This window comes from Novosphingobium sp. KA1 (assembly GCF_017309955.1).
Lineage (GTDB): Bacteria > Pseudomonadota > Alphaproteobacteria > Sphingomonadales > Sphingomonadaceae > Novosphingobium.
The window spans coordinates 1,177,471-1,190,758 of record NZ_CP021247.1 but is presented as its reverse complement, the minus strand read 5'-3'; the positions used below and the strand labels follow the sequence as shown (position 1 = coordinate 1,190,758).

14 protein-coding genes are annotated in these 13,288 nt (G+C 62.5%); 11 read left to right on the top strand and 3 right to left on the bottom strand.

The features are described 5' to 3' along the window. Positions 1-2 precede the first annotated feature (2 nt). The 6 genes from CA833_RS05940 to CA833_RS05915 all read left to right on the top strand — a co-directional run bounded on the left by CA833_RS05940 (position 3) and on the right by CA833_RS05915 (position 5,574). Positions 3-752 carry an SDR family NAD(P)-dependent oxidoreductase gene (locus CA833_RS05940; protein WP_207079529.1) on the top strand — a complete coding sequence of 250 codons (750 nt, stop codon included), beginning with the start codon at positions 3-5 and terminating at the stop codon, positions 750-752. Between the two features lie 97 nt (positions 753-849). Continuing rightward, positions 850-2,388 (top strand): peptide chain release factor 3, encoded by a 1,539-nt coding sequence (locus CA833_RS05935; protein ID WP_142636841.1) that lies wholly within the window; start codon positions 850-852, stop codon positions 2,386-2,388. A gap of 103 nt (positions 2,389-2,491) precedes the next feature. After that, on the top strand, positions 2,492-3,196 hold the full coding sequence (locus tag CA833_RS05930) for an endonuclease/exonuclease/phosphatase family protein (RefSeq protein ID WP_207079528.1): 705 nt from the start codon (positions 2,492-2,494) through the stop codon (positions 3,194-3,196). A gap of 151 nt (positions 3,197-3,347) precedes the next feature. Further along, a complete protein-coding gene (locus tag CA833_RS05925) occupies positions 3,348-3,686 on the top strand; it encodes a P-II family nitrogen regulator (RefSeq protein ID WP_021232713.1) in 339 nt (112 codons plus the stop codon). A 29-nt stretch (positions 3,687-3,715) separates the two neighbouring features. After that, entirely contained in the window at positions 3,716-5,053 is a 1,338-nt protein-coding gene (locus CA833_RS05920; protein WP_142636845.1) for an ammonium transporter, read from the top strand. A 182-nt stretch (positions 5,054-5,235) separates the two neighbouring features. Next, on the top strand, positions 5,236-5,574 hold the full coding sequence (locus CA833_RS05915) for a P-II family nitrogen regulator (protein ID WP_142636847.1): 339 nt from the start codon (positions 5,236-5,238) through the stop codon (positions 5,572-5,574). A gap of 3 nt (positions 5,575-5,577) precedes the next feature. Here the strand turns inward: CA833_RS05915 and CA833_RS05910 are convergent, their stop codons facing one another. Further along, a complete protein-coding gene (locus tag CA833_RS05910) occupies positions 5,578-6,006 on the bottom strand; it encodes a TIGR01244 family sulfur transferase (RefSeq protein WP_207079527.1) in 429 nt (142 codons plus the stop codon). Between the two features lie 298 nt (positions 6,007-6,304). On the opposite strand from CA833_RS05910, the gene CA833_RS27245 reads away from it, so the two are divergent. From CA833_RS27245 to queC, 5 genes are all read left to right on the top strand, one after another. Beyond that, on the top strand, positions 6,305-7,063 hold the full coding sequence (locus tag CA833_RS27245) for a cold-shock protein (protein WP_142636851.1): 759 nt from the start codon (positions 6,305-6,307) through the stop codon (positions 7,061-7,063). Between the two features lie 143 nt (positions 7,064-7,206). After that, complete coding sequence (locus CA833_RS05900; protein ID WP_207079526.1) at positions 7,207-8,397, top strand: aspartate aminotransferase family protein; 1,191 nt, start codon at positions 7,207-7,209, stop codon at positions 8,395-8,397. Beyond that, the gene (gene argF, locus CA833_RS05895; RefSeq protein WP_207079525.1) at positions 8,397-9,323 is read left to right on the top strand and encodes an ornithine carbamoyltransferase; all 927 of its coding nucleotides are present in this window, start codon (positions 8,397-8,399) and stop codon (positions 9,321-9,323) included. Before CA833_RS05900 ends, argF begins: the two co-directional genes overlap by 1 nt. Next, positions 9,320-10,228 (top strand): Hsp33 family molecular chaperone HslO, encoded by a 909-nt coding sequence (locus tag CA833_RS05890; protein WP_207079524.1) that lies wholly within the window; start codon positions 9,320-9,322, stop codon positions 10,226-10,228. The genes argF and CA833_RS05890 overlap by 4 nt, the downstream gene beginning before the upstream one ends. A 518-nt stretch (positions 10,229-10,746) precedes the next feature. Then, complete coding sequence (gene queC, locus CA833_RS05885) at positions 10,747-11,445, top strand: 7-cyano-7-deazaguanine synthase QueC (RefSeq protein ID WP_142636859.1); 699 nt, start codon at positions 10,747-10,749, stop codon at positions 11,443-11,445. Between the two features lie 147 nt (positions 11,446-11,592). On the opposite strand, the gene CA833_RS05880 is transcribed toward queC, so the two are convergent. Continuing rightward, complete coding sequence (locus CA833_RS05880) at positions 11,593-12,612, bottom strand: OmpA family protein (RefSeq protein ID WP_207079523.1); 1,020 nt, start codon at positions 12,610-12,612, stop codon at positions 11,593-11,595. Positions 12,613-12,803: 191 nt separating this feature from the next. Further along, the gene (locus tag CA833_RS05875) at positions 12,804-13,262 is read right to left on the bottom strand and encodes a DUF2793 domain-containing protein (protein ID WP_142636863.1); all 459 of its coding nucleotides are present in this window, start codon (positions 13,260-13,262) and stop codon (positions 12,804-12,806) included. Positions 13,263-13,288: the final 26 nt, after the last annotated feature.

Here is a 13,288-nt window from a genome sequence, read left to right as displayed (position 1 = left end):
CCATGAAGACCGCACTCGTAACCGGCGCCACCTCCGGTATCGGCGAAGCCTGTGCCCGCGCGTTCGTGGCGGCGGGCTGGCGCGTGATCGGCACCGGCCGCCGGGCCGAGCGCCTGGACGCCCTGAAGGCCGAACTGGGTGCGGACAAGTTCGACGCCGCCGTCTTCGACGTGCGCGATGAAGCGGCGCGCGATGCCGCGCTGGCGGCGCTCCCGGCGGAGTTCGCCGGTATCGACTGCCTCGTCAACAATGCCGGCCTCGCGCTCGGCACGGAACCGGCCCAGAGCGCCTCGCTCGACAGCTGGAAGACGATGATCGACACCAACGTCACCGCGCTGGTCTCGCTCACCCATAAGCTGCTGCCGGCGCTGGTGGAGCGCAAGGGCGCGATCGTGAACCTGTCATCGGTGGCGGCGACTTATCCTTACACCGGCGGCAACGTCTACGGCGGCACCAAGGCTTTCGTGCACCAGTTCTCGCTGGGCCTGCGTTCGGACCTTGCCGGGACCGGCGTGCGCGTCACCTCGATCGAGCCGGGCATGGTGGAAACCGAATTCACGCTGGTACGCACGGGCGGCAACCAGCAGGCCTCGGACACGCTCTATGGCGGTGCCAATCCGATGACGGGTGAGGATATTGCGCAGACGGTGCTGTGGGTGGCCACGCTGCCGGCGCACCTCAATATCAACACGCTGGAACTGATGCCGGTTAGCCAGTCCTTTGCTGGTTTTCAGGTTGCTCGCGCCGGATAAGGCTCCGGCAGGGGAGGGATGAGCGAGGGAGGGCGCCGCCGCCGCGCGTTCCCTCGATCCTCTTTCCTTCTGGGGCAGTCCCCAGTAAAGGGCGCCGATGACCAATTCCCGCCGCACTTTCGCAATCATTTCGCACCCTGACGCCGGTAAGACCACGCTCACCGAAAAGCTGCTGCTGCAGGGCGGCGCGATTCACCTGGCAGGTCAGGTCAAGGCACGCGGCGCGGCCCGGCGTGCGCGTTCGGACTGGATGAAGATCGAGCAGCAGCGCGGAATCTCGGTCACCAGCTCGGTGATGACCTTCGAGCGGACCGATGCCGATGGCAATACGGTCACCTTCAACCTGCTGGACACGCCGGGCCACGAGGACTTCTCGGAAGACACTTACCGCACGCTGACGGCGGTCGATTCGGCGATCATGGTCATCGACGCGGCCAAGGGCATCGAGCCGCAGACACGCAAACTGTTCGAAGTCTGCCGCCTGCGTTCGGTGCCGATCATCACCTTCATCAACAAGGTCGACCGCGAAGGCCGTGCCTGCTTCGACCTGATGGACGAAGTGGCCGACATGCTGGCGCTGGATGTCTGCCCGATGTCCTGGCCGGTCGGCATGGGTGGCATGTTCGAGGGCATTCTCGACATCGCCAGCGGACGGATCAGCCGCCCGGAAGGGCCGAGCAAGGAATATCTCGGCCATGTTGACGAAAACGCCGCGCTCCCCGATGCGGTGGCCGAGGAACTGGAGCTGGCGCAGGCCGGGTATCCGGAATTCGACGTCGAGGCCTATCGCGGCGGTGACCTGACGCCGGTCTACTTCGGCTCGGCGCTCAAGAACTTCGGTGTCGCCGAGCTTATCGATGCAATTGCCAGGTTCGCCCCACCGCCCCGCCCGCAGCCTTCGGAGGCAGGCACGATCGAGCCGGACAACAAGGAAGTCACCGGCTTCATCTTCAAAGTCCAGGCCAACATGGACCCGATGCACCGTGACCGTATTGCCTTCATGCGTCTGGTCTCGGGCACCTTCAAGCGCGGCATGAAGCTGACGCCTTCGGGCCTCGGCAAGCCGATCGCGGTCCATTCGCCGATCCTGTTCTTCGCGCAGGACCGCGAGATCGCCGACAGCGCCGAGCCCGGCGATATCATCGGCATTCCCAACCATGGCACCTTGCGGGTGGGCGATACGCTTTCGGAGAAGAATCAGGTTCGTTTTACCGGCTTGCCGAACTTTGCCCCGGAAATCCTGCGCCGCGTCGCGCTCAAGGACCCGACCAAGACCAAGCAGCTGCGCAAGGCGCTGGACGACCTGTCGGAAGAGGGCGTCATCCAGGTCTTCTATCCCGAGATCGGCTCGCAGTGGGTCGTGGGGGTTGTCGGCCAGCTGCAGCTTGACGTGCTGATCAGCCGCCTCGAAGCCGAATACAAGGTCGAGGCGGTGCTGGAGCCTGCTCCCTTCGATACGGCCCGCTGGCTCAAGGGCGATGACAAGGCGCTGCGCGATTTCGGCGAATTCAACAAGATGAACCTCGCCCGCGACCGGGACGGCGACCCGGTGTTCATGGCCCGCTCGGCCTGGGACGTGAGCTACCAGCAAGAGCGCAATCCCGACCTGACTTTCAGCGCCACCAAGGAGCGCTGACGGGAACCGCGAGGACACCTTGCGGATTGGACTTATCTCCGCCTTGGCAGTGCCGCGGCGGTCGGCTTAAGTTCCGGTAGCCAAGCTCTCGCGAAAGTTCCCCGTGCAGATCACCTTCGCCAGCTACAATATCCGCAAGGCCGTGGGGTTGGACCGGCGGCGCGATCCCGAACGGATTCTCTCGGTCCTGCGCGAGATCGATGCGGATGTCGTTGCGCTGCAGGAGGCGGACCGCCGTTTCGGCCGCCGGATGAGCGCCTTGCCGCTCGATGCGATCCATACCTCCACCGACTATGTGCCGGTGCCGCTATCGATGAAGCCCGACAGTCTGGGCTGGCACGGCAATGCCTTGCTGGTGCGCAAGGGCATCGAACTGCTCGATGCTGCGCCGGTGCCCTTGCCGGTGCTGGAGCCGCGGGGCGCCGTTCGCGCTGACCTTGCGCTGGACGGAACCCGCTTCCGGGTCGTGGGCATGCATCTCGATCTGTCGGGTCTGCGGCGCCGGTTGCAGGTGCGAAGCGTACTCTCGCACGTCGAGGACTGTGGCCAGCCGATGCCCACCGTCTTGATGGGCGACCTCAACGAATGGTCGGCCCACGGCGGTTGTTTCCGGGAGTTTCAGGCGCCTTGGCAGGTGCTTTCACCTGGCCGGAGTTTCCCCTCTCGCCGGCCACTGGCGCTGCTGGACCGCATCATAGTGTCCGAACAATGGGCGGTTCGTGGAACAAAGGTCCATCATAGCCCATTATCGGCGATAGGATCTGACCATCTGCCGGTATTTGCTGCGCTCGAACTGCCTAAAAAATAGGCAGTTGCTCAGGAATCGGGCGATGGCCCATGCTGCAGTTGACCGCATCTTGTAAAAATGTGGCGGAATCTTGCCTTTTGGTAAATTGGCACGCCCCTTGCTTTACCTAGGAACGACCGGTGCTGGGACCGGTGGCAAGCAGGGGATAGGCATGAAGTTCATCATAGCCATCATCAAGCCCTTCAAACTCGACGAAGTTCGGGAAGCTTTGGGCGCGATTGGCGTCGCCGGCATGACCGTGACCGAGGTGAAGGGCTTCGGCCGTCAGAAGGGGCAGACGGAAATCTATCGTGGGGCCGAGTATTCGACCAACATGCTCCCGAAGGTGAAGATCGAGGTCGCCGCGCCGGACGATCTGGCGCCCAAGATCGTCGAGACGATCCAGCAGGTCGCCAGCACCGAAGCCATCGGCGATGGCAAGATCTTTGTCCTCGATCTCGCATCCGCGGTGCGCATCCGCACCGGCGAATCCGGCGATACCGCGCTTTGACCGGCGCCTCCCACAGAAGGGATTCCACGATGAACCGCAAACTTCTTTGCGGCGCCGGCGCTCTGGGAGCGTCGCTGTTCGCCGCCATGCCTGCCTTTGCGCAGGCCGCTGCCACCCCTGTCCCCAACCCCGGCAACAACGCCTGGATGATGACCTCGACCCTGCTGGTCCTGCTCATGATCCTGCCTGGCCTTGCGCTGTTCTACGGCGGCCTGACCCGCTCGAAGAACATGCTCTCGACGATGACGCAGATTGGCGCCGTGGCGTGTCTCGCCATGCTGCTCTGGGTGATTTACGGCTACGGCCTCGCCTTCGGTCCTGAAGGCAATGCCTTCATTTCGTGGGGCAAGTTCTTCCTCGCCGGCGTTACGCCTGAGAGCACGGCGGCAACCTTCACCAGCGAAGTGATCAGCGAATATGTGTTCATCTGCTTCCAGATGACCTTTGCCGCCATCACCATCGCGCTGGTGCTCGGTTCGACGGTTGAGCGCATCAAGTTCTCGGCGGTCATGGTATTCGGCCTGGTCTGGCTGACGATCACGTATTTCCCGATCGCCCACATGGTCTGGGCTGCCGGCGGCTTCCTGTTCGCAGGCAAGATGTTCGGTACCGATCTGCCTGCCGCGCTGGACTTTGCCGGCGGTACTGTCGTTCACATCAACGCGGGCGTTTCCGCGCTGGTCCTCGCCATGATCCTCGGCAAGCGCAAGGGTTACCCCTCGGAGCCGATGCCGCCCCACTCGCTGACGCTGACCATGGTAGGCACCGGCCTGCTCTGGGTGGGCTGGTTCGGTTTCAACGCCGGTTCGGCACTGGAGGCCAACGGCTCGGCTGGCCTTGCCATGATCAACACATTTGTCGCCACTGCTTCGGCCGGCCTGTTCTGGATGCTCGCAGAGCGCTTCAGCGGCCACAAGGGGTCGGCTCTGGGCTTCTGCTCGGGCATCGTCGCCGGTCTGGTTGCCGTGACCCCGGCTGCCGGCAATTCTGGCCCGTTCGGTGCGATCGTGCTCGGCGCCGTGGCTTCGATCATCTGCTTCTTCGCCGTCAGCAAGCTCAAGCCCGCACTTGGCTATGACGATGCCCTCGACGCCTTCGGCGTGCACGGCATCGGCGGCATGGTTGGCGCCGTGGGCACCGGTATCGTCTACGCTCCGAGCCTCGGTGGCCCCGGCGCCGCTGATTTCTCGATGGGCGCCCAGGTTGCCACACAGGTCATCGCGGTTCTGGTCGCTATCGTCTGGGCTGCAGTCGGCACCGTGATCGCCGCCTATGTCGCCAAGGCTGTCACCGGCCTGCGGGTTGCACCGGAAGTCGAGCAGGAAGGCCTCGACATCGGTGAGCACGGCGAGCGCGCCTACAACTAAGTTCTCGAGTTTGGCGGCGGCGGGATCTTTCCTCTCCTCCTTCCCGTCGCCGCCTGCCAGTGTTCCTCCTGCGAACACAAACTTAAAGGGCCGGAGCCAGCCGCTCCGGCCCATTTTTCTTTGTCGTGGAGGAGGGTTTGTGGGATGCTTGCGGCATCCGCCAGCCGGCCAGGGAGATACGCGTGAAATACATCGTCGCGATCATCAAGCCGTTCAAGTTCACCGAAGTGAAGGATGCGCTGGCCAGTGCCGGAGTGTCGGGCCTGACGGTTTCCGAGGTGAGCGGCTTTGGCCGGCAGAAAGGGCAGACCGAGATCTATCGCGGCGCTGAATACGCTTCGAGTCTGGTGCCCAAGATCAAGCTGGAAATTGCCGTTTCGGACGCCTTTGCCGATACCGTTATCGAGATCATCGGCAAGGGCGCGAGTACCGACGAGATCGGTGATGGCAAGATCTTCGTGTTCGAACTCGCCGAAGTCCTGCGCGTCAGGACCGGTGAGCAGGGCGATATCGCCCTTTAGGTCTCAGCCGCCGGCCGAAAGCATCTCGATCAATTGACGGACCGGCGATACGTCGTAGCCTGCGGCGGCGGCTTTCGATGCGATCACGGCGGGATTGTCACCGGCCTTGGCGCGGGCGAGCGCCCAGAGCAGGGTCGAGCGGGTTCCCGATCGGCAATAGGCCAGGACCGGACCGTCCAGACCGTCGAGAGCGGCACTCATGGCGTCGACTTGTGCCTGGCTGAAACCGCCGTGGCCCACGGGAATGGCCACATAGTCGATCCCGGCGGCGCGCGCTGCCGCCTCGATTTCGGCGCCGGGCGTCTGGTCGTCGCTTTCGCCCTCGGGGCGGTTGTTGATGATGCGCACGATCCCCAGGTCCTTGGCTTCGGCAACGGCCTCCACGGTGATTTGCGGGCTAGCGAAGACGGTTTCGGTGACCTGGCGGAACATCAGACTTTTCCTCGCGATCATGCGGTTGTCCGGCAGCGGTTGAGCCTGAAATTATCTGCCGTCAAGCGCATAGTTCAGGCAACAGGATCACGCGCGAGCCATAGAAAAGCGGTGTTTCGGTCAGATCGCCGGAAAATCCCGCTTATTTGTATTCGCAATGGGCATATGAGTCGTGTATGAGTCACCGCTGCAGGTACCGGGAGAGTTATGTCTCTTCCGCTCGTCTGACAGTCGGCACGGCTCGTCCACGTGTCCGGGTGAATACTTTTTGGGGCGCAGCGAAGGTACGTTCGTAAACATGGGTTTTGACAGAGGTCGTCGCGGAAGGGGACGCGACAAGCGAGATCGGTTTGGAGAGGACGAGTTCGACCCGTTCTTTGCCGGGCAGGATCGTTTCGGTGGCGGTGACCGTTTCGGCGGTGGCGATCGCTTTGGCGGCGGTGACCGTTTCGGCGGCGGTGATGACCGTGGCGGTTTCGGCGGCGGCGCTCCTCGTAGCGGCGGCTTCGGCGGCCCGCGTGGCGGCGGCGGTGGTGGCTTCGGCGGTCCCCGCGGCGGCGGCATGCCGGCCCAGGTCGTCGGCCAGGGCAAGGGCGTCGTGAAGTTCTTCAACGGCGCCAAGGGTTTCGGCTTCATTCAGCGCGATGAAGGCGGCGAAGATGTGTTCGTGCACATCAGCGCGGTCGAGCGGGCAGGCCTCGAAGGTCTTGCCGAGGGCCAGCAGCTCGAATTCCAGCTTGTCGATCGTGGCGGCAAGATCTCGGCCAGCGACCTCGTTGTGGTCGGCGACGTGATCCCCGTCCAGAAGCGGGAGCCTGCGCCGCAGCGTCAGCTGACTGGCGAAAAGGCCAGCGGTACGGTCAAGTTCTTCAACTCCATGAAGGGCTTCGGCTTCATCACCCGTGACGATGGCCAGCCGGATGCGTTTGTTCACATCAGCGCGGTTGAACGCTCGGGCCTTGCCGGCCTGAACGAAGGCGATCGCGTGGAGTTCGACATCGAGGTCGATCGACGAGGCAAGTACTCGGCGGTCAACCTTTCGTCGCTCCAGGGTTGATCAAGCCTGCACTCCCCCCGGGCGTTTGACCGGGGGGCTGCAAAAGCCTAGAAGCGCGCAGATGGCGGTCCGACAGGGCCGCCATTTGTCGTTTTCAGATTCCCCGTTTTTCGCTTCACAGATTTGTTTCGAGGAATAACGTCATGTCGATCACTCCACTGATGCCCGTGTACCCCCGGTGCGGCGTTCGGCCGGTTCGCGGCGAGCACTGTCACCTGATCAGTGAAGACGGTCGCCGATTCCTCGATTTCGCCAGCGGCATTGCGGTCAACCTGCTTGGGCATTCGCATGCCGGTCTGGTCGGTGCGATCCAGAAGCAGGCGGAAACCCTGATGCATGTCTCGAACCTGTACGGCAGCCCGCAAGGGGAGGTGATTGCGCAGCGGCTTATCGATCTGACTTTTGCGGATACGGTTTTCTTCACGAATTCGGGCGCTGAAGCCGTCGAATGCGCGATCAAGACGGCGCGCGCCTATCATCAGCATGTCGGCAATACCGAAAAGTATGAACTGATTACGTTCAGCAACGCTTTTCATGGCCGGACGATGGGCACGATCAGCGCGTCCAACCAGGAAAAGATGCACAAGGGCTTCCTGCCTCTGCTACCCGGTTTCAAGTATGTCGAGTTCGACGACCTGGAGGCGGCAAAGGCAGCCATTGGCCCGAATACGGCAGGCTTCCTGGTCGAGCCGATTCAAGGTGAAGGCGGCATTCGCATTGCTTCGCAGGCGTTCCTCGAAGGCTTGCGTGCGCTCTGCGATGAGCATGACCTGATTCTGGTGCTGGACGAAGTGCAGAGTGGCGTGGGCCGTGCGGGAACGTTCTATGCTTACGAGCAGTATGGGATCGTTCCCGACGTGGTGGCGACCGCAAAGGGTATCGGCGGCGGGTTCCCGGTCGGCGCTTGCCTTGCCACCGAAAAGGCGGCTCGCGGCATGGTCGTGGGAACGCATGGCTCGACGTATGGCGGCAATCCTTTTGCCATGGCGGCGATCGGCGCTGTGCTCGACGCGGTCGCCAACGAAGAGTTTCTTGCCGATGTGCGTGCCAAGGGTGAGCGCCTGATGGCGCGCCTTGAGCAATTTATCGGCAATTACCCCGAACTGTTCGACTCGGTGCGTGGCAAGGGGCTGTTCATCGGCCTTAAGATGAAGGTCGAGCCGCGGGCCTTTGTTGCGCATATGCGCGACAATCATCAACTGCTGACGGTTTCGGCTGGCGACAATGTCGTCCGGGTTCTGCCGCCTCTCGTTATCGACGACAGCCACATGGACGAATTCATGGAAAAGCTCTCGGCTGCGGCGGCCAGCTATCAGCCGGAAGGAGTTGCCTGATGGCTCGGGATTTCCTCAACCTGGGCGATGCGGGCGGCGATGGAATCGCGAGCATGATCGCCGACGCCATCGACCGCAAGGCGGCGCGTAAGACCTGGCCGAAGGCGCAGCCGGATGCGGACCAGCCGCTCGCGGGACATACCCTTGCCATGATCTTTGAGAAGAATTCCACGCGTACGCGTGTTTCTTTCGACATGGCCATGCGGCAACTGGGCGGAAGCGCGTTGATCATGGAGGCGGGCAGCACCCAGATCGGCAGAGGGGAGACGATTGCCGATACCGCTCGCGTGCTCAGCCGGATGGTTGATGCAATCATGATCCGGACCGACGATCATGCCAAGATCGAGGAACTTGCCCATTACGCCGAGGTGCCGGTCATCAATGGCCTGACCGACCTTTCGCACCCCTGCCAGATCGTCGCGGATCTGCTCACGATCGTGGAGCAGGGGTTTGCGTTGCCGGGTCTGCAACTGGCGTGGCTGGGCGATGGCAACAACGTCGCCAATTCGCTGATCGAGGCTGCAGGCCTGATGAAGTTCACGATCCGGATCGGTGGGCCTGCCGGTTATGAGCCGGACGCCGGTTTTGTCGCACGTGCCCGTGCTGCCGGCGGTGAGGTGATTCTCACGCAGGATCCCGCAGAGGCGGCTGCAGGTGCGCAGATCGTTGTCACCGATACCTGGGTTTCCATGGGGCAGGCGGGCGGCGAAAAGCACATCGCGGCCATGCAACCCTATCAGGTCAATGCCGGACTGATGGCAAAGGCTGCGCCGGGAGCCAAGTTCCTGCACTGTCTTCCCGCCCACCGTGAAGAGGAAGTGACCAACGAGGTTATCGATGGGCCTGCTTCTGTAGTATGGGATGAGGCCGAAAACCGGATTCACGGTCAGAAGTCGGTTCTACTTTGGGCATTGGGCAAGCTGTGACGGATGACGTGCTGACGCGGGATGACGATACCGGGTTCGACCGGGTGCTGGCCTTCACGGTGCCTGCGCGTCATGCGCGGGGCCGTGTGGTCAGGCTGGGGCCGGTACTCGAGACCGTGCTTTCGGCTCACACCTATCCCAGGGTGGTCAAGCATGTCCTGGCGGAAGCACTCGTTCTGACAGCCTTGATGGGCTCGTTGCTCAAGGAAGACGGTGCGCAATTGACCTTCCAGGCTCAGGCCGAGGGCGGCGCGGTCGATCTTCTGGTCTGCGATTACCGAGACGGGGAGTTGCGGGGATACCTGCGGCATGATCCCGATCTCGCCACGCGTCTTGAAGAGGATTGTTCGCTCGAGGCGATCTTCGGCAAGGGGTATCTGGCGATCACTTTCGACCTTGCGGTTTCGAACGAGCGTTATCAGGGGGTTGTTCCTCTTGAGGGGACTTCGCTGGCGCATGCGTGCGAGAGCTATTTCGCCATGTCCGAGCAAGTTCCGACACTCATCCGGGTCAGCGTGCGCTCCAGCGATGCACGCTGCGTCGCTGGCGGGTTGCTGGTCCAGCACTTGCCGGACGGCGAGGAAGGCAAGGAACGTCTCCACGCCAAGGAACAGCATCCCGACTGGGAGCATGTTTCGATCATGGCGGGAAGTGTCCGTCCGGAGGAACTGGTCGATCCGGTCCTCAATCTCGAGCAGCTGGTCTGGCGGCTCTTCCATGAGGAAGAGGAGGTTCGCGTCGAACCGCTGGAGCCGCTTCAGCGCGGATGCCGCTGCTCGGTATCGTATTACCAGAACATCCTGTCCCGCTTTCCCGAAAGCGAACGCATCGATATGCGGGATGAAACTGGCCTGATACCGGTGGATTGCGCCTTTTGCTCGAAGATCCTTCATATTCCGGCCTGAAACCGACACCGAAACCGAAATCGGGGCCGGTCCGGGCAGGCCGGCCCTGCTTCTTTCAGAGGTCAAAACGTATGAAGCATCCAGCACGTGCACTACTTGTGGCGGGGTGTGGAATTACCCTCTGTTCGGCCGCTGTCTTCGCTGAAACGCGCCCGCTCCTGATGCTTGATCAATTGGCTGCGGGGCAGTGGGAGCTGCGTGAGCATGGCGAGGGCATCCAGCCCAGGAAGGTTTGCTTGCACGGCGGGCGAGACCTCATCCAGTTGCGCCACCCCAGGGCGGCATGCAGCCTTGTGGTGATAGACGACAGGCCGAACGAAGTCACCGTGCAGTATACATGTGCCGGGCGCGGATATGGGCGTACCCACGTCCGACGCGAAACCAATGGATTGGTGCAGATCGATGGGCAGGGCATTGCCGGTGGCCAGCCTTTTGCCTTTGCTGCCGAGGGTCGACGGACAGGCGCTTGTGGCGGTTGAAGGTTGTCAGCGCCGGTGAGAGCGCCTAGCGCAGAGGTCATGCAAGACACGTCTATAGCGACTGAGGGCAGGAAGGCTGTGGTCCTTCTGTCCGGTGGTCTCGATTCGATGGTATCCGGCGGACTGGCCCGTGAGGCGGGCTATTCGGTCAATGCCTTGACCATCGACTATAATCAGCGGCACCGGCGCGAGATCGACGCTGCGCGGCAGATCGCGCAGGTGCTGGGGGCGGAGCGCCATGTGGTGTTGCCCCTCGATCTTCGCCAGTTCGGCGGATCGGCGCTGACCGACGATATTTCGGTTCCCAAGGACGGACTGGAGCCCGGGATTCCGGTGACGTATGTACCGGCCCGCAATCTGGTGTTCCTGTCGCTCACGCTGGCCTGGGCTGAGGCGATCGGTGCCTCCGACATCTTCATCGGCGTCAATGCGCTGGACTATTCCGGCTATCCCGATTGCCGCCCCGAATTCATTTCCGCATTCGAGAACATCGCCACGCTGGCAACCAAGGGGGGGGATGAGGGGACCAAGTTCCGTATCCATGCACCTCTGCAGTTCATGGGGAAGGCGGATATCGCGCGCGAAGCCTATCGCCTGGGCTTTGACGTAGGCATGAGCTGGTCGTGTTATGATCCTCAGCCGGACGGGAGCGCTTGCGGTCTGTGTGACAGCTGCCGGTTGCGGCGAGCGGGTTTCGCCGATGCAGGATTGGAAGATACCACGCATTACGCGGCCTGATCCAAGCTTTCCGTACGACTCCAAAAACAAAGCCCCGCTCGATCGAGCGGGGCTTTGTTTTTGCCATCGGGCCATCGCCATGTTCGATGGCAAAAGAAAAGGGGGCGGATCGCTCCGCCCCCAATCCATTTACCGTTACCGGTACACTTACATGCCCGAACCCGGACCGTAGGTGATTTCGACGCGACGGTTCTGCAGTTCGCGCACGCCGTCGGCGGTCGGAACGCGGGGCTGCGTCTCACCGAAGGCCTGGCTCGAGATCGCGCCATCGGGCACGCCGTGGCTGGTCAGGTAAGCGCGGACCGAGTCGTTACGACGGCTCGAGAGACCCATGTTGTACTTGGGCGTACCCGAACGGTCGGTGTGGCCGGCCAGCATGATCGGCACGCTGTTGCAGTTGCCGTAAGCGGTGATCGCGCTGTCGAGGATGGTTGCAGCCTCAGGCGTGATGTCCGACTTATCCCAGTCGAAGAACACGATGTACGGGCCCTTGTTGCAGACCACAGCCGGGGGCGGCGGGGGCGGCGGGGGCGGCGGAGGCGGCGGCGGCGGCGGGGGCGGCGGCGGCGGCGGAGCGGCCGGTTCGCCGAAGTTGTACGCCAGCGTACCCATCAGCGAGTGCGAGCGCCAGCGGGTCTTGTACGACGAACCGTCGTCACCAACCAGCTTGACGTTGTCGACGTTCATGAAGCGGTACTTCAGGCCGACATCGACATGGCTGGAGATCGGCGCGCGAATGCCCGCGATTGCCTGCCAGGCGAAGCCGGTGTCCGAATCGTCGATCGCGTCGACGTCGACGCGGCCAACGCCGGCACCACCGCCGACAAAGCCCTGAAGGCCGTCGTCGGGACCGAAGTCGAGCAGGCCGTTGACCATGAAGGTCAGGTTGCTGGCGTGACCGCCAACATACTTCACCGCAGCCTGACGATAGCTGGCTTCGGTTTCAAGACGGAACCCACCGAAGTCGTAACCGATGGTGGCGCCGCCATCCCAACCGGTCTTGAAATCAAGCTGGTCGTCAGCCTTGACGCCGTCGACCTTAACGCTGGCGTCTTCGACGATCATCGGGCCGAAGTCGAGTTCCAGATACCAAGCGTCGTCGCGTGCGAACGCGGGCGTGGCGATGGCTGTCGAAGCCAGCGCCAGTCCGATGACGAGTTTCCTCATACGTTTCCCCTACTAAGAGATTTGGAGCCACCGAGTGCCGTAAGTGTCTACCCCCTCAATAAACAGCGTGCAAGCGCACAATGACGACATGTGTTGCAAGAATGTCGCGTTTTCGGGGCCTTGGCGCCGTCTTGTGACTCCGTTCTTCGAAATCGACGACATCTTGTTGACCCCGGTTGCATTGGCACTTGTCACGCCGAAGGCAGGATACCCACGGCTTGCAGGGAAACCATCAGTTCAGTGATGGCTGCCCGAGCTTGGACGTCAACGGTCGTACCGCCAAGTGGTTCCACGAATTGCGAAGCTTTTCTCCAGATGCCGAAAAAAAGTCGCTCCTGACTGCTGGCCTTGTCAAACACCCGCAGCCCGTCACGCGGCTCCAGGAACAGCCAGGCGCCGTTCTGGCGACAGGCGAGGCTTGCCGGGTGGCCGGTCCATTCGCCGGTCGGGTTTTCTCCCACCAGCCAGACATCACCCTCGGCCGCTTCTTCCGCGGGTTCGTCGCGCTCACCTTCGACCGCGCAATGGAGCAGGGCATCGGTGCGGGAGAATGCTTCGTTGACGAAGGCTTCCTTGCCGGCTTGCCCGGTGTGGAGCAGCGGCAAGGCAAACTTCGCGGTGACGGTCTCGAAGGCGAAAGGATCGGTCATGTCATGTCTTCCCGAGATGGCGGATG

Coding starts and splice junctions, on each gene's coding strand:
- CA833_RS05940 (WP_207079529.1), top strand. CDS start 3: ATGAAGACCGCACTCGTAACCGGCGCCACCTCCGGTATCGGCGAAGCC.
- CA833_RS05935 (WP_142636841.1), top strand. CDS start 850: ATGACCAATTCCCGCCGCACTTTCGCAATCATTTCGCACCCTGACGCC.
- CA833_RS05925 (WP_021232713.1), top strand. CDS start 3,348: ATGAAGTTCATCATAGCCATCATCAAGCCCTTCAAACTCGACGAAGTT.
- CA833_RS05920 (WP_142636845.1), top strand. CDS start 3,716: ATGAACCGCAAACTTCTTTGCGGCGCCGGCGCTCTGGGAGCGTCGCTG.
- CA833_RS05910 (WP_207079527.1), bottom strand. CDS start 6,006: ATGTTCCGCCAGGTCACCGAAACCGTCTTCGCTAGCCCGCAAATCACC.
- CA833_RS27245 (WP_142636851.1), top strand. CDS start 6,305: ATGGGTTTTGACAGAGGTCGTCGCGGAAGGGGACGCGACAAGCGAGAT.
- CA833_RS05900 (WP_207079526.1), top strand. CDS start 7,207: ATGTCGATCACTCCACTGATGCCCGTGTACCCCCGGTGCGGCGTTCGG.
- argF (WP_207079525.1), top strand. CDS start 8,397: ATGGCTCGGGATTTCCTCAACCTGGGCGATGCGGGCGGCGATGGAATC.
- queC (WP_142636859.1), top strand. CDS start 10,747: ATGCAAGACACGTCTATAGCGACTGAGGGCAGGAAGGCTGTGGTCCTT.
- CA833_RS05880 (WP_207079523.1), bottom strand. CDS start 12,612: ATGAGGAAACTCGTCATCGGACTGGCGCTGGCTTCGACAGCCATCGCC.
- CA833_RS05875 (WP_142636863.1), bottom strand. CDS start 13,262: ATGACCGATCCTTTCGCCTTCGAGACCGTCACCGCGAAGTTTGCCTTG.